This window comes from Streptomyces sp. HUAS MG56 (genome assembly GCF_058673395.1).
In genome coordinates, this window is record NZ_CM178722.1 from 8,479,976 (window position 1) to 8,498,382 (window position 18,407).

Sequence of the window (18,407 nt, forward strand, 5' to 3'; positions counted from 1 at the left end):
CGAACGGAGTGTTGTTGTGGCGCAATGGACGAGGCGCGAGGATGAGCGGCTGCTTTCCGGGAAAGGCCGGTACGTTGCCGACATTCACGTTCCCGGATGTCTGGACGCGGCATTTGTGAGAAGCAAGGTGGCCCACGGCGTACTGCGCACAGTGGACTGTACGGCGGCCCGTGACGTGCCGGGTGTCGTGGGCGCCTGGTCGGCCGCGGATCTGCCGGACCTCCCTCCGGTCCCCCACACCCTGCTGGCGAGGCTCTCCACCGAGGAAGCCGTCGCGGGCCGGGAGTGGCCGGCCCTCGTGAAGGACCGGGTGCGCTATCCGGGCGAGGCGCTGGCGGTCGTCCTCGGGGAGGACCGGTACCGGGCCGAGGACGGCGTGGCCGAGGTCATCGCCACGATCGATCCGCTGCCCGCCGTGGTGACACCGTCCGCGGCGCTGGAGGACTCGGTCCGGCTGTTCGACGGCATGAGCAACGTCGTCCTGCGGGACGAGGCGGGCAAGCCCGTCGACCCCGCGCTCTGGCAGGACGCCGCGGCCGTCGTCGAGGCCACGTACCGGCAGCAGCTGCTGATGCCCAGCCCCATGGAATGCCGCACCATCCTCGCCGTACCGCAGGGGGGCCGGCTGACGGTGTGGTCGGGGCACCAGATGCCGCACCGGCTGCGCCGTGAACTCGCCGCGCTCCTCGGCTGGTCGGTCGACCGGATCCGGGTCGTCGTACCGGACACGGGCGGCGCCTTCGGGTCGAAGAGCGCCGCGTTCCCGGAGTTCGTGGTCGTCGCCCACCTGGCCGTGAAGCTCGGGCGGCCGGTCCGCTGGATCGAGGACCGCGTGGAGTCGATGCTCGTCGCCACCCGGGGCCGCGGCCAGGACCAGAGGGTCCGGCTCGCCGCCGACGCCGACGGACGGCTCCTCGCCTACGAGCTGTCGATCGAGGCCGACATCGGCGCGTACCCGCACCTCGGCGCCGGACTGCCCATGCAGACCGCGTGGATGGCGGCCGGCGCCTACACCACCCCGCGCGTCCACGCGACCCTGCGCTCGGTGCTCACCAACACCATGGTGACCTACCCGTACCGGGGGGCCGGACGCCCCGAGGCGGCGATCGCGATCGAGCGGAGCATGGACCTGCTCGCCCGACGGCTCGGGATGGACCCGATCGAGCTGCGGCGGCGCAACTTCATCCCGCCGGACGCCTTCCCCTACGAGACGCCGGTCGGCCGCGTCTACGACAGCGGGAACTACGCCGCCGCCCTGGACCTGGCCCTCGAGACGATCGGCTACGACGGGTGGCGTGCCGAGCAGGCCCGCCGCCGCACGGACCCCGACGCGTTTCCGCTGGGCATCGGAGTCGCCTGCTATGTGGAGCGCTCCGGCGGCGAAGCCGGGGGTCTCCACGAGTTCGGCAGCCTCGAGGTCACCGAGGACGGCCAGGTCACCGCCCGCTGCGGCGCGGCCCCCAGCGGCCAGGGGCACGAGACCGTCTTCCCCGCGCTGGTCGCCGGGTTCCTCGGGGTCCCGGAGACACAGGTGCGCCTGATCGAGGGCGACACGGACGAACAGCCCGAAGGACTGGGCTCGTTCGCCAGCCGCTCGGCACAGGTCGACGGAGCCCTGTTCCAGCACCTGGCGAACCTCCTGATCCAGGAGGCCCGCACCCGGGCGGCGGAGCTGTGGGATCTGCCGCTTGAGCAGATCGAGTGGACGGACGGCTCCGTGCACACCGCCCACAACGGCTCGGCCCTCATGGGCCTGGGCGAACTGGTCAAGCACACCGGCCCGCTGCGCATCGAGGACCGGTTCGAGACCGGGCAGGCGTTCCCCTTCGGCGCGCACGTGGCGGTGACCGAGGTGGATCCGGACCTGGGCCTCGTGAACATCCTGCAACTGGTCACCGTCGACGACTGCGGAGTGATCCTCAACCCCACGGTGGTGCACGGGCAGGCGTACGGTTCGGCCCTCCAGGGCATTGGCCAGGCCCTCTACGAAGGCATGCAGTTCGACGACGACGGCGTACCGCACGTGGCGAGCGGGTTCCTGGACTATCTGCTCCCGACGTTCACGGAAGTCCCGCCCATCGAGGTCAAGGACACCCACACCCCCAGCCCCAACTCCCCGCTGGGCGCCAAGGGCGCGGGCGAGTCGGGCTGCATCGGCACCCCGGGCGCCATCGCCAACGCCGTGGCCGACGCCCTGCCGGGCGTCGATCCCGGCCTGCTGCAGATGCCGCTCACCCCTGACAGCATCCTGCGCGCGCTGCGCGCCTCGACGCAGGAGAAAGGCGTCCGGTGAAACCCGCACCCTTCGACTACGCGGTACCCCGCACGCTCGCCGAGGCCGTCGAGGCACTCGGCGACACCGCACGCAGGGCCCAGGTCATCGCCGGCGGACAGAGCCTGATCCTGGAGATGCACCTGGAACGCATCAGGCCGCAACTCGTCGTCGACATCAACCGGATCCCGGAGCTCGACGGCATGCGTGTCGAGGGCGACGAGCTGCGCGTCGGCGCCCTGGTCCGGCACGCGGCCTTCGAGTCGCCCGACGCGGTGCCCGGCCCGCTGGGTACCCTGCTCGCCCAGGCCGTGGTCAACATCGCCCACCCGCCCATCCGTTCCCGCGGAACCATGGTCGGCAGCTACGGCTGGGCTCATCCCGCCTCGGAATGGTGCGCCATCGGCAGCGCCCTGGACGCCACCGTGGAGCTGGCCGGGCCCGACGGTGCCCGGTCCGTCGCGGCCGGCGACTACTTCCTCGGGCCGTTCCGCACCGCCCGCCGGCCGCAGGAGCTGATCACCGCCGTACGCCTGCCGCTGCTCGGCGAGAACACCGGCGTGAGCTTCATCGAGCACCGCCGTACGCACTTCTGCTTCGCCCAGGCCGCCGTCGGGACGGCCCTCACGGTCGACGACGGCGTGATCAGCGACGTACGGATCGGGCTGGTCAACTCCGCCGACCGCCCGGTCCGGGCCCGCGCCGCGGAGGACGCGCTGCGAGGCAGCGAACTCGACGCGCTGCCGGCGGGGCCGCGGGTCCACGACGACCATCCCTTCGCCCGCGCCGGCCGCATCGCCGCCGAGCAGGACGCGGCTCCCCTGCCCGAACCGTTCGCCGACGTCGACCACAAGCGGCGGATCATCGCCGTCCTGGTGGCCAGAACGCTCAATGAGGCGGCGAAGGACCAGCGCGCCCGCCTCGCCGCCCGACAGGAAGACCACCGATGAAGATCACCCTCAACGTGAACGGCACCGACCACCCCCTCGACGTCGAACCCCGCCGTGTACTCGCCGACATCCTGCGCGACGACCTCGGACTCACGGGTACGCACCTGGGCTGCGAGCACGGCATCTGCGGAGCCTGCTCGATCCTCATGGACGGTGAGCCGGTCCGCTCCTGCCTGGTGCTGGCCGTCCAGGCCGACGGCCGCTCCCTGCGCACGGTGGAGGGCCTCGCCGGCCCCGAGGGCGAACCCCATCCGCTGCAGCGGGCCTTCTCGGTCGAACACGCGCTCCAGTGCGGTTTCTGCACGCCAGGCTTCCTCATGGTGGCCGCCGGCGCGATGGACGCCGACCCCGACCTCGCCGACCACCCGGAGGCCATGGACCACGTCGTCGGGTCCAACATCTGCCGCTGCACCGGCTACGGGCCCATCCGGCGTGCCATCGAGCGCGCGGCCCGGGAACAGCGCGAGCAGCGGCGAGCCACGGCCTGACACACGCGAGCCCCGGCTGAGCGCCGCTTGCCGGGGCCGATCGAGGAGAACACCATGAACGGTGCCCTGCGCGCCGGAATCATCGATGTCCACGCCCACTGGCTGCCGCGCGACCTGCTCGCCCTCCCGCCCCGAAACCCGTTCGGCGGCATGCACGACCGCGACGGCCAACTCTTCCTGGGTCAGGCCCCGTTGGGGTTCGCGACCGCGGCGATGACCGACATCGGCACCGTCGTCGCCGACACGCTCGAGGCCGGACTCGGCGCGCGCGTCGTCTCCGCGCCGCCCTTCGCCTTCCCCGTCCACGCTCCCGCCGAGGCGGACGAGTACGTCGCCTCCTACAACGAACAACTCGCCGCCGCCGTGACCGGCACGGACGGAGCGCTTGTGGGACTCGGACTCGTCCGGCTGGACGATGTGCACGCCGCCCGACGGGAGTTGACCCGGCTGGCAGCCGCGGAGGGGGTCGCGGGCGTCGCTGTCCCCCCGGTGGTCGACGGCCGGTCCTTCGACCGGGGCGCCCCACGGGAGGTCCTGGGCATCGCCGCCGAACTGGGCCTGTCCGTCCTGGTCCACCCGATGCAGCTGCCGCGCGCCGAATGGGACCACCACTACCTCGTCAACCTCGTCGGCAACCCGGTGGAGAGCACGACCGCCGTCGCCGCGGTCCTCCTCGGCGGCGTCCTGGAAGAACTCCCCGGCCTCAGGATCTGCTTCGTGCACGGCGGCGGCTGCGCACCCTCGCTGCTGGGCCGGTGGGGACACGGCTGGCGCTCCCGCGACGACGTGCGCCGGGGCAGCACGCGCCCGCCCGCGGAGTCCTTCACCCAGCTCTACTTCGACACGATCACCCACGACCCGGACGTCCTGACGCTGCTGCGCGCCCACGCGTCGCCGGAGCGGATCGTCTGCGGCAGCGACTACCCCTTCGACATGGCGCAGCCCGACCCGGCCGGCTTCCCGGTCGGCCACGGGATCGACGGCACGACACTCGAAGCCAACGGCCGCAGGTTCCTCGGGCTGACGCCCGTGGACACCTCGCGATGACGCCCGCAACCGGGGGTGGATCGGAGACCCTCGTGCGCGAACTGGTGCCCCGCCTGCTGGAGTGGCAGGCCGAGGGAGCTCCTTGTGCCATCGCCAGCGTCGTCGCCGTCCGGGGCAGCGCGCCGCTGCGCCCCGGAGCCGCACTGTGCGTCCGCGGCGACGGCACGGCCCTCGGCAGTGTGTCGGGCGGCTGCGTCGAAGGCGCCGTCTACGACGTGGCCCGTGAGGTGCTGGACTCGGGGGAGCCGCGGCTCGTCTCCTTCGGCGACTTCGACGACGCGTTCGCGGTCGGGCTGACGTGCGGAGGGGAGATCGACGTCTTCGTCCAGGCCGTGGACGAGGACACGACACGGGCTCTCGCCGCCGCCCACCTGGCCGCGGCGGCCCGGCGTCCGGTCGTCCTGGCCCGCGTGCTGTCCGGCCCCGGCGGACCGCCCGGCGCGGCCGTCGCCGTGTGGAAGGACGGTCACCTGGGCACCACCCGCGGCGTCTTGCTGGACCTGGCCGTCCTGCGCGACGCCCGCCTGCTGCTCGGGCGCGAGGACACCGTCGTACGGACCTATGACTCCGGCGCACACGGCGCGACAAGGGTGCTGTTCGAACCCTGGTCCCCGGCGCCCCGGCTGCTGGTCTTCGGGGCGAACGCCCACGCCGCCGCCGTGAGCGGGATCGGCGCCTTCCTCGGCTACCACGTCACGGTGTGCGACGCCCGGTCGACCTTCACCACACCCGAGCGCTTCCCGCACGCCGACGAGGTGGTGGTCGACTGGCCCCACAGGTATCTGGCAGCCGCGCACACCGATCGCACCACCGTGGTGTGCGTGATGACGCACGACCCGAAGTTCGACGTCCCCGTGCTCGCCGAGGCGCTCGGCCGGCCGCTCGCCTACGTGGGCGCCCTCGGCTCCCGGCGCACCCAGGCGCGCAGGATCCGCGACCTCGCCGAGGCAGGCGTGTCCCCCGACGCCCTGGCCGGGCTGCACACACCGCTGGGACTGGATCTCGGTGCGACGACACCGCAGGAGACCGCCGTGTCCTTCGCGGCGGAACTCATGGCGGTGCGCAGCGGCCGCAGCGGCCGTTCGCTCTCCGTGCTGGACGGACCCGTTCACGCGGCACAGGGCGTGGGTCTTGTGACCGCGCCCGGGGACCGGTGCGCTGTCGGGACGGATCTCGTGCACTGACGGTCAAGTCCGCTTCCCCCGGCCCACTAGCGTGACCGGGGCGTGTGGCGGGACGCGGGAACCGCAGTGCCCTCACACGGCGGCGTCCGCCGCCGTGCCGGAATCCCAGGAGAGCCATGGCCAAGCAGACCATCGCCGAACAGTACGTCGACCTCATGGCGCGCGCGGGCGTGCGCCGTATGTACGGAGTGGTCGGGGACAGCCTCAACCCCGTCGTCGACGCGGTACGACGCCACCACGACGTCGAGTGGATCCAGGTCCGCCACGAGGAGGTCGCGGCGTTCGCCGCCGGCGCGGAAGCCCAGCTCACCGGTCGGCTGGCCGCCTGCGCGGGCTCCTGCGGCCCCGGCAACCTGCACCTGATCAACGGCCTGTACGACGCCCACCGTTCGATGGCGCCGGTCCTCGCGCTGGCCGCACACATACCCAGCGGTGAGATCGGCACCGGCTACTTCCAGGAGACCCACCCCGACCGGCTGTTCGCCGAGTGCAGCCACTACTCCGAGCTGATCTCCTCGCCCCGCCAGATGCCGCGCGTGGTGCAGACGGCGATCCAGCACGCCATCGGACGGCGCGGTGTCTCCGTGGTGGCCCTGTCCGGTGACACCGCCGCCGAGGACTCCCCGGACGCGGCACCCGAACTCGCCACGCCCCTCGACCTGCCCGCCATCCGCCCCGGTGTCCAGGAACTCGACCGGCTCACCGAACTCGTGGACGCCGCCGAGCGGGTCATGGTGTTCTGCGGCCGGGGCGTCGAGGGCGCCCATGCGGAGGTCATGGCCTTCGCCGAGAAGGTCAAGGCACCGGTCGGCCACGCCCTGCGCGGCAAGGAGCACATCCAGTACGACAACCCGTACGACGTCGGCATGTCCGGACTGCTCGGCTACGGATCCGCGTACGAGGCCATGCATGAGTGCGACCTGCTGATCCTGCTCGGCACCGACTTCCCGTACACCGAGTTCCTGCCCCGCCATGTGCGGACCGTGCAGGTGGACGTGCAGCCCGAGCGGCTCGGGCGGCGCACCGGACTCGACCTGGCCGTCTGGGGCGACGTACACGAGACGCTGCGGTGCCTGACGCCCGCGGTGCGGGAGAAGGCCTCCCGCCGCTTCCTCGACCGCATGCTGGAGCGGCACACGCACGCCCTCGAAGGCGCCGTGAACGCCTACACCCGCAACGTCGAGCGGCACACCCCGATCCACCCCGAGTACGTGGCCTCGGTGCTCGACGAAGAGGCCTCCGACGACGCGGTGTTCACCGTGGACACCGGCATGTGCTGTGTGTGGGCGGCGCGCTACCTCACGCCCAACGGCCGCCGCCGCATCCTCGGGTCCTTCGTGCACGGCTCGATGGCCAACGCGCTGCCCCAGGCCATCGGCGCGCAGTTCTTGGACCGCGGCCGACAGGTCGTCTCCCTCTCCGGCGACGGCGGCTTCTCCATGCTGATGGGCGACTTCCTCACCCTCGTCCAGTACGGACTGCCGGTGAAGGTGGTCGTCTTCGACAACTCCTCCCTCGGCATGGTCGACCTGGAGATGATGGTCGACGGCCTGCCCCCGTACGGTACGGCCTACCCGCACACGGACTATGCCGCCATCGCCACGGCTGCCGGGGCGCTCGGCATCCGGGTGGAGAAGCCCGCCGACGTAAGGGGCGCGCTGCGCGAGGCGTTCGCCCATGACGGGCCCGCGCTGGTCGACGTCGTCACCGACCCCACCGCGCTGGCCGTCCCCCCGAAGATCACCACCGAGCAGCTCAGCGGCTTCGCGCTGTCCGCGAGCCGTACGGTCCTGAGCGGAGGTGTCGGCCGCATGGTCCACCTCGCCCGGGCCAACCTGCGCAACATTCCCCGGCCCTGAGTGCGCGTGGGGGCGCGGGGACCGAGAACCGGACCGGATCTCGGAGGTCCTCAGGGCAGGGCCTCCCGGTCGTGCTGCGGTCGCGGCCGGGAAGACCGTTTCCCGTGACCCCGGCTCGTCGTCGGCCCGTGCCCTGGACCGCACACGCGGACCTTGTCCCTGCGGCCGGGGCCGGTCGTGGCCGGCGTCGCCCCGGACGTACGTGCCCACCTGGGGATCGACGCGCCGGCCCCCGGGTAACCCGCGGCCGTGCACGACGGAGCCGTCGTACGGATCGCACGGGGCACCCGTGCTGCCGTCCCGAGCGCCTCCGTCAGCTCGGGCCGGGCTCAACTGCCCCATGATCCGCCGACGTTCGCCGGACTTCCCCGTGCCCGGGCAGCGCCCGCCAAGCGGTGGCCTCAGGCGCCGGGGCGCGGCGCCGCGGCGTCGGGCCGTTGCGGTACCGCGGGTCCGGAGGTGGTGTCGAAGGCGTGGGTCACCTCGGGGAGGGTTCCGGGCGTGAGCAGCTCACGAGCCCGCTCCTCGTGGCGGCGGTCGGTGGCCGTCAGCCGGACATGGTGCTGGGCGAGGTGCTCGGCCCAGGAGGAGATCAGATAGGTTTCGACGAAGCGTTCCGGGTCGCTGCCGTCCTGGTAGAGGCCCCAGGTGAGGGCCCCGGTACGGCGCCTGGACCGGGCCACGTGGTGCATGCGGTCCGTGAACTCGGCGCGGTTGTCCGCGGGGATCCGGTAGACGACGGAGACCAGGACCGGGCCGTCGGCCTCTCCCGGCTCGAACACCAGAGGCGGGGCGGGCCAGTGGTCGGACAGCGAGGGGTTGATCCCCTCGGAGTCGTGCAGCGGCCACCGGCGCACGCTGGCGGCGCTGAGCAGCATCACGGCGCCGGCGATCAGCAGACATCCGCTGAGCCCCAGCCAGTCGGACAGCGCCCCCCACAGGGGCGCCGCCAGCGCCTGGCCGCCCTGGAAGACCAGGAGGTAGACAGCGAGGCCCCGGGCCCTGACCCAGCCCGGCAGCCGGGTCTGCACGGCCGCGTTCAGCGTGGACAGCACGGCGATCCAGGCGAGACCCCCGGGCAGCAGAGCGACCGCGACCAGCCACGGCGTACGGACCGTCGCCAAGACCGCGAGCACCCCGGCGAACACCACGGCGCCCGCCGCGAGCGTGCCGTTGGCCCCCAGCGCGCGGCGCGCGCGGGGCAGCGCAAAGGCCCCCGCCACCGCTCCCACGCCCACTGCCCCCAGCAGCAGCCCGTATCCGCCCGAGCCGAGGCTCAGGGAGCGGCTCGCGGTCAGGGGCAGCAGTGCCCACAGCGCCGAGCCGCCGGGGATGAACAGGAGCGTACGCAGCAGGACCCGGCGCACGCCGGGCGCGTTCCACACGTAGCGGCGCCCGGCGTACAGGGCGGCCAGCAGCCCTTCGCCCCCCGCGGCGGGGGCGGCCGTCGGCGGGCGCCGCCACACCAGGAGGACGGCCGCGATGCCCAGGTACGAGGCCGCGTTGAAGGCGAAGACCCAACCCGCGCCGGCCGCCGCTACCAATACCCCGCCCAGCGCCGGACCCACGGCGCGGGCCAGATTCATGTTCACCGCGCCCAGGGCCGCCGCCTGACCGAGCCGCCGGCGCTCCACCAGCTCCGGCTGGATCGCCTGCCAGGCCGGGCCCATCAGCGCCGTACCGCACCCCAGCAGGAAGGTGAGGACGAGCAGCACCGTCGCCGACAGGGCGTCCGTGAACGCCAGCACGGCCAGCGCACCGGACACCGCGAGCATCGCGAACTGCGCGGTCAGCAGCACCGAACGGCGGTCGAAGCGGTCGGCGACCACCCCGGAGGGCAGGGCCAGCAGTACGACGGGAAGGCTGGAGGCGGTCTGCACGAGCGTCACCAGTGCGGCGCCGTGCCCGACCAGGAGCCATTGGGCCCCCACCGTCTGCATCCAGCTGCCGATGTTGGAGACCAACTGGGCGATCCACAGCGCCCGGAAGAGACGCGCCGCGAGCTGCGCCCACGGGGAGTCGGTCTCTACGGGTGCTGATGACGACGGTGCGTTGCTCATGGTTGTCCAGACCGGGTGCGGGGCGGGCATGGAAGGTGGTGACCGTAGCGCCCGTCGGCGGCAGGTTCTTTGCCGGGAGCGCATGGGATGCGGCCCCGGAGCGCAGTGACTTCGCTCCGGGGCCTTCAAGGCGCCGGTTGCTCAGGACGGTGGCCGGATCCAGACGGCGTCTGTGCCGGCCAGCCGGTGCGTCACCACCGTGATGAGTGCCAGGAGCAGCAGGGCGAGGCCCAGCGTGAGCACGAGATGACCGTGCAGGAGGAGTTCGGCGCCGACGAACGCGCCGAGCAGCATGGCCAGCACCGACAGGATCCGGCGTCCCGGCCTCGGCGCCGCGCCGCCCGCCGGGGTGGAGTCCGCGGCCAGCCCCGTGAGGGTGAGCGTCAGTACGGTCGTGGTGAGGTCGGGTACGCCCAGACGCCGGGCGACCGCGTTCTGCAGACCCATGGCGAGCCCGAGACACACGATCAGCGTGTACTGGACCCCGGTGGTGACCCGGCCGTCGGTGACCGCCGTGACGGCGACGGTGACGGCGACCAGAACTGTCTGCGCGGCGGTGGCCGTCCGCAGCAGATGCCCGCGGTGCGCGGCGAACCGGGTCCCCAGCCTGCCGCCGGCCAGCGCGCCGAGGAGGAACACCACCAGCGCGACGACGGAGGCGAGCGCGGACAGGTTCGGGGCGCCCGCCAGCGCGAATCCGAGGAACACCACGTTGCCGGTCATGTTGGCGACGAAGACGTGCCCGAGAGCCAGATAGCTGACCGCGTCCACCAGGCCGGTGACCACGGTCAGCGTCAGCATCAGGGGAGGCAGCGGGCCGTGGCGGTCGTCCCTGGGCGGCACCAGGGTGTGCGCCGCGTCAGTCAGCAGCCTGCGCATGAGGCGTCCTCTCCGGCGTGGTGGGCACACGGTGCAGAACCAGGCGGGTCAGCAGCCCGCTGGCGGGGCCGATCACGATCGCGGCGAGGACGATCCACAGCGGCCACGGGGTGATTCCCAGCACGTGGTCGAGGGACCACAGGCCGGGCCCGGTGAGGGACAGCGCCGCGGAGATGACGACGAGGACCATCGGGTACTCGTAGCCGTCGTTCTGTACCCAGAGGCCCTTGGGCCACTTGACGGTGCCCGCGACCGTCATCACGCCCATGGCCGCCATCGCGGCCAAGGGCGTGAGCAGCCCGGCGGTCAGGAACAGGCCGGCCCCGATCTGACTGGCCCCCGCGACGACCGCCGTCAGCCGGCCGCCGCGGAACCCGTCGTGACGGAACTCCTCGGTACCGCCCGCCAAGCCGTGGCCCCCCAGCCGATAGCTCACCTTCTGCACTCCGTGACCGGCGACGAGGAGTCCCGCCACCAGCCGGAGGACCAGCAGTCCAGCATCCATCTCTTCCTACCTGTTCCTGAGCTTCACTTCTCTCGCTGACGCGGTGGGATCAGCCGGCGGCGTGGGCGCCGATCACGGCCTGCGCGTAGACCAGACCGAGGCCGTAGGCACCGCCGTGCTGCTTGACGACCTCCGTCACCGGCACATACGTCTCGGTACGGGCCCAGTCACGCTGGAACTCCAGCAGGACCTGCACCCAGGTGACCGGGACGGCACCGGCCTGGATCACGCGCTGCACGGCATGCTCGTGCGCCTGCGGGCTGACGCCCCCGGACGCGTCGGTGACCACGTAGACCTCGTAGCCCTGGGCGAGGGCGGACAGCGTGGGCAGGACGACGCAGACCTCGGTCCACAGACCGGCTATGACGAGCTTTCTGCGGCCGGTCGCCTTGACGGCCTCGACGAACGCGGCGTCCTCCCAGGCGTTCATCGTGGTCCGGTCGATGACCTCGTGGTCGGGGAAGACGTCCGCCAGCTGCGGCAGGATCGGGCCGGAGAAGGACTCGGCGGCCACGGTGCTCAGCACCACCGGCACATCGAACACCTTGGCGGCCTTGGCCAGGCCCAGGGTGGAGTTGATGATCGCGGTGCGGTCACCGCTGCCCGTGCCGAAGAACATCTGCGGCTGGTGGTCCACGAACAGGACCGCACAGTTGTCGGGCGTCAGCAGGTCGGGGCTGGGGGACGCGGTGACCTCGGCGATGTCGGTCATGTGAAAGTTCCTTTCCATCGATATCGGCGCGGACAGGCGTCCGCGCCGGGCAGGAGGCCGCCCGGTGGGCGGTTCGTCGAGTGGTGTCCCGGAAGGGGCGGCTCGTGGCCCGGCCCCTTCCGGGCGTGCTAGAGGGCGAAGCAGGGATCGAAGGGCGTGCCGGCGGCGTCCGGGAACAGACCGCGCCGCACGCGCCACTCGCGGTGCTGCTCCGACTCGGCGACAGCCTCCCCGAGGGTCTCCGCCTGGCGCACGCCCGCGCGGTGCGGCCGGGACTGGTAGCCGCCGAAGTGCGCGACCGGGCTCCAGCCGGGGCTCACGGACGGCAGTTCCTCGTCGAGACCCTCGTACTCGCCGGCGGCGTAGACGATCCGGCCGCCGGTAACCGTGAGCAGCGACTCGATGTGCGCGATCTCCGGCTCGGGGACGGTGAAGTAGTCCTCGGACAGCACCGCGAGGTCCGCGTAACACCCCGGCCGCAGAACGCCCTTGACATCCTGCTCTCCGGTCAGCTCGGCACCGGCCCGGGTGAACATCCGCAGAGCCGTCTCCCGGTCGACCCGGTTGGCCGGCGGCCGGAGCACCAGGTCGCCGACGCTGCGGCCGCTCACCAGCCAGTGCAGGGCCACCCAAGGGTTGTAGGTGGACACCCGGGTGGCGTCCGTGCCGGCGGCAACGGTCAGCCCGCGCCGCAGCATCTCCTGGAGGGGCGGGGCGTCGGCGGCCCTGCCCGGGCCGTAGCGGCGCAGGAACGCCTCGCCCTGGAACGACAGCCGGTTCTGGACGGACATGGCACCGCCGAGCGCGGCGACGCGGTCGAGGCTCTCCGGGGTCACGGTCTCGGCGTGATCGAACAACCACCGGTTCCCGGCCGGGAAGAGCCCCTCGGCGGCGAGCTTCTCGAAGACCGCGAGGTCCCGGCGGATGGTCTCGTCGTAGGTGGCGTGCAGCCGGAATCCCCAGCCGTGCTCCATGAGGAGACGGACGGCCTTCTCGAATTCCCCTTCGTAGTCCCCGAGTTCCGGGCGCGGCTGGTTGAAGTTCTCGAAGTCCGCCGCCGCCCAGGTGAGATTCTCACCCGCGCCGTTGAGCCGCAGCCACGCGTCCCCGTCCTCGGGACGGACCATGTCGACCCAGCGGGTGAGGTCGGCTATCTCCTGGCCCGCGGTCTGCGGGAAGAGGTGATACGCGATGCGCAGCGACAACTGGCCGGCCTTCGCCAGCTCGATGACGGTGCTGTAGTTGTCGGGGAAGTTCTGGAACCCGCCCGCGGCGTCGATCGCCGAGGTCAGTCCGAACCGGTTCAGCTCGCGCAGGAAATGCCGGGTCGAGACCTTCTGGTCCGCCTCCCCCAGAACCGGCGCCTTGGCCAGGGTCGAGTACAGGATGAGGGCGCCGGGCGCCGCGAGCAGCATGCCCGTCGGTTCCCCGTCCCGGCCGCGGACGATCTGTCCGCCCCGGGGATCGGGTGTGTCCTTGTCGAATCCGGCCGCCTTCACCGCCGCCCGGTTGAGGACCGCGGACTGGTACAGGTGCAAGACGAACACCGGGGTGTCGGGAGCGGCGGCGTTCAGTTCCGCGACGGTCGGCAGCCGTCGTTCGGTGAACTGCTCGGCCGACCAGCCTCCCACCACCCGAACCCACTGGCCCTTGGGCGTGCGCGCAGCCTGTTCCCGCAGCATGTCCAGGCCCTGGCGCAGCGTGCGGATACCATCCCAGCGCAGTTCCAGTACGTAGTTGAGCCCGCCGCGGATGACATGCAGATGGGCGTCGTTGAGCCCGGGGATCATCCGCCGGCCGAGCGCGTCCACCACCTTCGTGGCGGCACCGACGTGCGGAGCCACGTCCTTGTCGGCGCCGACGACCGTGATGACGCCGTTCTTGACGGCGAGCGCCTCGGCCCGCGGGTGGTCCGGGTCTCCCGTATGGATTCTCGCGTTGCGGACGACGAGTTCTGCGGCATCGTCGGTGGCCTGGGGAACCAGTCCGCCTACCGGCATTGGAGACACGTGTGCAGGACCCCTTCCGGGATGAGCGACTTCGATGTCCGCCGTGTGCGAACGCGACGGACGGGATGTGCGGTGACGGTCGGCCGCTCGCTGTCGAATCCGTCGCATGCATGGGCGAACCATGACCGCCGCGCCGTCACGCTAGGCGCGATGGACGCCGGCGTGTGTCCTGCCAGCGCACTGGAACATTGCACACAGCGCACGGGATGCGCGGCGCGATGCGGTGCACGGGATCGCTGGTCAGGCGATTGTCCCCTCGGCGCCGTCGTGCGCTGTGGGGACATCGGACGTGCGCCTGCGGACAATCACCGCGCAGGCACGGCGTCTACCGTGCGGTGCAGCGGCACCGGAGTGCCCAGCACGACGATCCGGATCGACTCCCGGAAACGACCGCAGTACCCATACGAAAACTCAGGAGACGCGCATGTCTGACGCCTTCGCGCCGGTCGACCCGGTGCTGGAACCCGCAGCAGCCGAGTTCGCCCAGGCGACCGCCAACCCGCCGTACCTCTTCGACCTGGCCCCGGCGGAGGGCCGCAAGGCGGTCGACGAGGTGCAGTCCGGCGAGATCGACAAGCCGGCGGTCGACGAGGAGTGGATCACGGTCTCCGGCGGTCCGACCGGCACCGTCCGAGCCCGCATCGTCCGCCCCGCGGGCGCCGAGGGCACCCTGCCGGTGATCCTCTACATCCACGGTGCGGGCTGGGTCTTCGGGAACGCCCACACCCACGACCGCCTGGTGAGCGAACTCGCCGTCGGCGCGAACGCCGCGGTCGTGTTCCCCGAGTACGACCTGTCGCCCGAGGCCCGCTACCCCGTGGCCATCGAGCAGAACTTCGCCGTCGCGAAGTGGGTCGTGGAGCAGGGCGCGACCAAGGAGCTGGACGGTACGCGGCTGGCGGTGGCCGGCGACTCGGTCGGCGGCAACATGACGGCCGCGCTGACGCTCATGGCCAAGGAGCGCGGCGGCATCCCGCTGGTCCAGCAGGTGCTGTTCTACCCGGTCACGGACGCGAACTTCGACACCCCGTCGTACCACCAGTTCGCCACCGGCTACTTCCTGCGCCGCGACGGAATGCAGTGGTTCTGGGACCAGTACACGACCGACGAGACCGAGCGGGCCCAGATCACCGCCTCCCCGCTGCGCGCCACGACCGAGCAGCTGAGGGACCTGCCGCCGGCGCTGGTCATCACCGGCGAGGCGGACGTGCTGCGCGACGAGGGCGAGGCCTACGCCAACAAGCTGCGCGAGGCGGGCGTGCCCGTCACCGCGGTCCGTTTCCAGGGCATCATCCACGACTTCGTGATGCTCAACGCACTGCGTGGGACCCACGCGGCCGAGGCCGCCATCACCATGGCAGTGCGCACGCTGCACGCGGCCCTGCACACGGCCTGAGTCAGGGGCACGCCGCGCGCGGCGCGGGGGGCCAGATGACGAAAGCGGGCTGTTCGGCGATGCTGAGCAGCCCGCGGCCGAGTCCCCCGGCCCAGGTCGGCGTTGACGACGCCCTGGCGGGAGGCGGTGCCCGGGTCGCGCCGGATCCGTCGGCGCGGGTCGGCCAGGGCGAAGACGGGAGCGCCCTCCACTCGGTCGGGGAGAACGGCCTGCTCAAGGGAGTGGTGCAGCGGGTCCTGGAAGGCGCTGTGTTCCACCACAGCTCGCTCGGTGTGCCACCGCAGGCTCAGGCGCCGGGGAGCGAGGCGGTGAGTGCGTCGAGCAGGTGCTGGGCGTCGACAGGCACGGGCAGAGCCCGGTCGGCGAGGTCGGCGGGCGTTTCGGGATGGGCGGGGTTGATCCGCACCAGGCGTGCTTGAGGGAAGCGGCGGGTGAGGTGTTCGCCGGGCCATCGGACCACGCCCGGGGTGTTGAATCCGGCGCCGAACTCCAGGATGAGCAGACGGGTGCCGGAGGGAGTCGCGCCCAGCCAGTCCTGGAGGCCGTGGTACGCGGGGAGATAGGGGGCGTCGACGAACTCGGGGCCGACGCGGACGTTGATCTCGACCTTGCCCCCGCAGTTCGGGCAGCGGGGCAGGGCGCCGGGGTCGGTGACGGCTCCGGTGGCCGGGTCGTACGCGGCGAGGAGCCGTGCGACGAGCGGCTCGCTGTCCCAGACGGCGGGGGTGCAGGGGGTGGTGCACTGGTAGCGGCCGTAGTCGCCCTGCGGGGTGAAGATCCGGTCGGGAGCGAAGCCGCCTCGGGCGAAGAGGCCGTCCACGTTGGACGTCATCACCCAGTGGTCCTTGTCGCCGATCAGTGCGCGCAGCCGCTGGTAGAGAGGGTTCGGAGCAGGTGAGAAGCGGATGTCGTCGATGTGGACGGCCCAGTAGCCCCACAGCAGCTCGGGCGGCAGGGGTACGCCGACGAGGTAGCGGGAGCGCAGGCCGAGGCCGTGCAGGGCGGGGAAGAGCTCGCGGAAGCGGATTTCGTCGCCGTAGTCGTATCCGGCGGCGGCGCTGAGTCCGGCCCCGGCCGTGATCAGTACGCGGTCGGCCTCGGCGAGCCAGCCGCGCAGCGTGCCGACGGCGCCTTGCAGGTCGAAGGCGGGGTGGTTCATCGAGGCTGGGTCCCTTCGGTCAGTGCACGAACGTAGGCGGCGCGGTCGTCGTCCGCGTACACGTTGAAGATCACGCGGTCGAGGCGTGCGGGGCGGCGGTCGAGCCAGTCGGCCACGGTGTCCAGGGCGGTGCGGGCGGCCGGAGTCCTGGGGTAGCCGAAGATGCCGGTGCTGATGCCGCAGAACGCGACGGTGCGCAGGCCGTCCACCTCGGCGGCGAGATCGAGACAGGCGCGGTACGAGGCCGCCAGAGCTTGCCGGTGCTGCGGGAGCAGCGGGCCGTCGACGATCGGCCCGACGGTGTGCAGGACGTAGCGGGCGGGCAGGTGGTAGCCCCGGGTGATCTTGGCGGTGCCGGTCGGCTCCGGGTGACCTTGCAGGGACATGATCGTGTGACAGTCGGCGCGCAGTCGGGGTCCGGCCGCGGCGTGGATGGCGTTGTCGACGCACGGGTGCATCGGGGCGAAGCAGCCGAGCAGGGCACTGTTGGCGGCATTGACGACGGCGTCCGCTCCGAGGGCGGTGATGTCGCCCTGCCACAGCGCCGTACGGTCGGCGGCCGGATACGTGGTGCCGGGAAACGTGTCGCGGACGGTGGGGAGCGAGGCCGCGTCGGTGGTGTCGCGCGCCAGGCGTTCACCGGCCAGGAGCGCGTCCAGGGCCTCGGCGGTTCCAGCGGGCAGTGGGTCCGGCTCCCGGACGGTCAGCACGGTGCGCAGCAGCCGCCGGGCGGCGGCATCGTCGAGCCGGTCCGCCATGCCGGGTCGCCAACCGGCCCGCACGGCCATCGGGTCGTCGCCCAGCAGGTCGAGTGCCTCGCGGACCTGTTCGGCGGGCCGGGTGGCCGCGGCGTGCCGGACACCGGGCAGGAAGGGTTCGTCCAGGGCGATGGCGGTGCCGTAGGCGTCGAGCGGCAGTGCGGTGGTGTGCACGGGAGTCTCCGGGCGGTGCGGGACGCGCCGCCACGGCTACCCGGCGTTGCCGGGCAGGCGCGACGGCGCGTACGTACGTTCGGACGGGTTCGGGGGGATTTGGTGTGGAGTTCGGCGGCGAGGCCGCCGTCCGCCGGCTCCGGGCGTCAGAACAGGCCGTTGCCGTGGGGGAGTTCGGCCGGGATCGGAGCGATGACGTCCCCGTGCTCGACGATCCTGCCGTCGGCCACGCGGAAGAGGTCGTAGTACGCCACTGGGACACCGAACTCGCCCTCGGACTGGAGCAGGACGAACTCGCCCTCGGCTATGACCTTGTGGACGGTCTTGTAGAGGAGGTTCTTGCCCTGCTCGGCCCACTTCGCGGCGGCGGCCCCGAAAGCGGCCAGGCCGTCGGCGGCCTCCGGGTTGTGCTGGTGGTAGGTCTCGGTCGAGATGTAGTCCGTGAGCACCGAGTAGTCGGCACCGACGAGGACCTTCTGTGCGAAGTCGGCGACCAGGGCGCGGTTGGCCTCGGTCGTCTCCGGCGAGGTGACCTCGGCGGGACCGTCGGTCTGCGAGTGGCCGGAAGCGGTGTCCTCGACCACCGGGGTCAGGGCGTCCCAGTGCTCGGCGAGCTTGCCGTCGGCGTCGACGCGGAAGATGTCGAAGGCGACCAGCGGGGCGGGGCCGAAGCCGTGGTACGTGCCGTGCAGGGCCACCAGGTCGCCGTCGGCGATCACCCGGGCTCCCTCGTAACGGAAGCCCTCCGGCAGCCCGGCTGCCAGCTGACGCAGGGCCTCGGGGCCGTCGGCGGCCAGTGAGCTGTGCTGGCGGTAGTCGGCGGCGACCCAGCGGTCCACCGCGCTCGGGTCCTTCCGGCCGAACAGCTCGCCGGCGGCGGACAGGACGGTGTTCTTGGCGTTGCTCATGACGGATCCTCTCCTTGCGAGGTCAGGTCATGGGGAAGGGTTTGGGA

At 72.1% G+C, this 18,407-nt stretch carries 15 protein-coding genes; 7 read left to right on the top strand and 8 right to left on the bottom strand.

Features of this window, described 5'->3' with window-relative positions; all coding sequences use genetic code 11:
- Positions 1 to 115: 115 nt before the first annotated feature.
- The 6 genes from AC4OXY_RS39310 (at position 116) to AC4OXY_RS39335 (ending at position 7,800) form a co-directional block, all read left to right on the top strand.
- A complete protein-coding gene (locus AC4OXY_RS39310; RefSeq protein ID WP_491992095.1) occupies positions 116 to 2,293 on the top strand; it encodes a xanthine dehydrogenase family protein molybdopterin-binding subunit in 2,178 nt (725 codons plus the stop codon).
- Positions 2,290 to 3,222, top strand: coding sequence for an FAD binding domain-containing protein (locus AC4OXY_RS39315; protein WP_491992096.1), 933 nt, complete (start codon positions 2,290 to 2,292; stop codon positions 3,220 to 3,222). Before AC4OXY_RS39310 ends, AC4OXY_RS39315 begins: the two co-directional genes overlap by 4 nt.
- On the top strand, positions 3,219 to 3,710 hold the full coding sequence (locus tag AC4OXY_RS39320) for a (2Fe-2S)-binding protein (protein WP_491992097.1): 492 nt from the start codon (positions 3,219 to 3,221) through the stop codon (positions 3,708 to 3,710). Before AC4OXY_RS39315 ends, AC4OXY_RS39320 begins: the two co-directional genes overlap by 4 nt.
- Positions 3,711 to 3,764: 54 nt before the next feature.
- Positions 3,765 to 4,757 (top strand): amidohydrolase family protein, encoded by a 993-nt coding sequence (locus AC4OXY_RS39325; RefSeq protein ID WP_491992098.1) that lies wholly within the window; start codon positions 3,765 to 3,767, stop codon positions 4,755 to 4,757.
- On the top strand, positions 4,754 to 5,941 hold the full coding sequence (locus tag AC4OXY_RS39330) for an XdhC family protein (RefSeq protein ID WP_491992099.1): 1,188 nt from the start codon (positions 4,754 to 4,756) through the stop codon (positions 5,939 to 5,941). The genes AC4OXY_RS39325 and AC4OXY_RS39330 overlap by 4 nt, the downstream gene beginning before the upstream one ends.
- 116 nt (positions 5,942 to 6,057) lie before the next feature.
- Positions 6,058 to 7,800 (top strand): pyruvate dehydrogenase, encoded by a 1,743-nt coding sequence (locus tag AC4OXY_RS39335; RefSeq protein WP_491992100.1) that lies wholly within the window; start codon positions 6,058 to 6,060, stop codon positions 7,798 to 7,800.
- A 401-nt stretch (positions 7,801 to 8,201) separates the two neighbouring features.
- Here the strand turns inward: AC4OXY_RS39335 and AC4OXY_RS39340 are convergent, their stop codons facing one another.
- The 5 genes from AC4OXY_RS39340 to AC4OXY_RS39360 all read right to left on the bottom strand — a co-directional run bounded on the left by AC4OXY_RS39340 (position 8,202) and on the right by AC4OXY_RS39360 (position 13,956).
- Complete coding sequence (locus AC4OXY_RS39340; protein WP_491992101.1) at positions 8,202 to 9,860, bottom strand: MFS transporter; 1,659 nt, start codon at positions 9,858 to 9,860, stop codon at positions 8,202 to 8,204.
- Positions 9,861 to 10,001: 141 nt separating this feature from the next.
- On the bottom strand, positions 10,002 to 10,739 hold the full coding sequence (locus AC4OXY_RS39345) for a YoaK family protein (RefSeq protein WP_491992102.1): 738 nt from the start codon (positions 10,737 to 10,739) through the stop codon (positions 10,002 to 10,004).
- Positions 10,720 to 11,244 carry a DoxX family protein gene (locus AC4OXY_RS39350; RefSeq protein WP_491992103.1) on the bottom strand — a complete coding sequence of 175 codons (525 nt, stop codon included), beginning with the start codon at positions 11,242 to 11,244 and terminating at the stop codon, positions 10,720 to 10,722. Before AC4OXY_RS39350 ends, AC4OXY_RS39345 begins: the two co-directional genes overlap by 20 nt.
- Before the next feature lie 49 nt (positions 11,245 to 11,293).
- Positions 11,294 to 11,956, bottom strand: coding sequence for a hydrolase (locus AC4OXY_RS39355; RefSeq protein ID WP_491992104.1), 663 nt, complete (start codon positions 11,954 to 11,956; stop codon positions 11,294 to 11,296).
- A gap of 128 nt (positions 11,957 to 12,084) precedes the next feature.
- Positions 12,085 to 13,956, bottom strand: coding sequence for an amidohydrolase (locus AC4OXY_RS39360; protein ID WP_491994710.1), 1,872 nt, complete (start codon positions 13,954 to 13,956; stop codon positions 12,085 to 12,087).
- Between the two features lie 433 nt (positions 13,957 to 14,389).
- On the opposite strand from AC4OXY_RS39360, the gene AC4OXY_RS39365 reads away from it, so the two are divergent.
- A complete protein-coding gene (locus tag AC4OXY_RS39365; RefSeq protein ID WP_491992105.1) occupies positions 14,390 to 15,361 on the top strand; it encodes an alpha/beta hydrolase in 972 nt (323 codons plus the stop codon).
- Positions 15,362 to 15,647: 286 nt separating this feature from the next.
- Here the strand turns inward: AC4OXY_RS39365 and AC4OXY_RS39370 are convergent, their stop codons facing one another.
- From AC4OXY_RS39370 to AC4OXY_RS39380, 3 genes are all read right to left on the bottom strand, one after another.
- Positions 15,648 to 16,520, bottom strand: a complete 873-nt coding sequence (locus AC4OXY_RS39370; RefSeq protein WP_491992106.1) for an SIR2 family NAD-dependent protein deacylase — start codon at positions 16,518 to 16,520, stop codon at positions 15,648 to 15,650.
- The gene (locus AC4OXY_RS39375; protein WP_491992107.1) at positions 16,517 to 17,452 is read right to left on the bottom strand and encodes a protein-ADP-ribose hydrolase; all 936 of its coding nucleotides are present in this window, start codon (positions 17,450 to 17,452) and stop codon (positions 16,517 to 16,519) included. Before AC4OXY_RS39375 ends, AC4OXY_RS39370 begins: the two co-directional genes overlap by 4 nt.
- 146 nt (positions 17,453 to 17,598) lie before the next feature.
- Positions 17,599 to 18,360, bottom strand: coding sequence for a nuclear transport factor 2 family protein (locus AC4OXY_RS39380; protein ID WP_491992108.1), 762 nt, complete (start codon positions 18,358 to 18,360; stop codon positions 17,599 to 17,601).
- Positions 18,361 to 18,407: the final 47 nt, after the last annotated feature.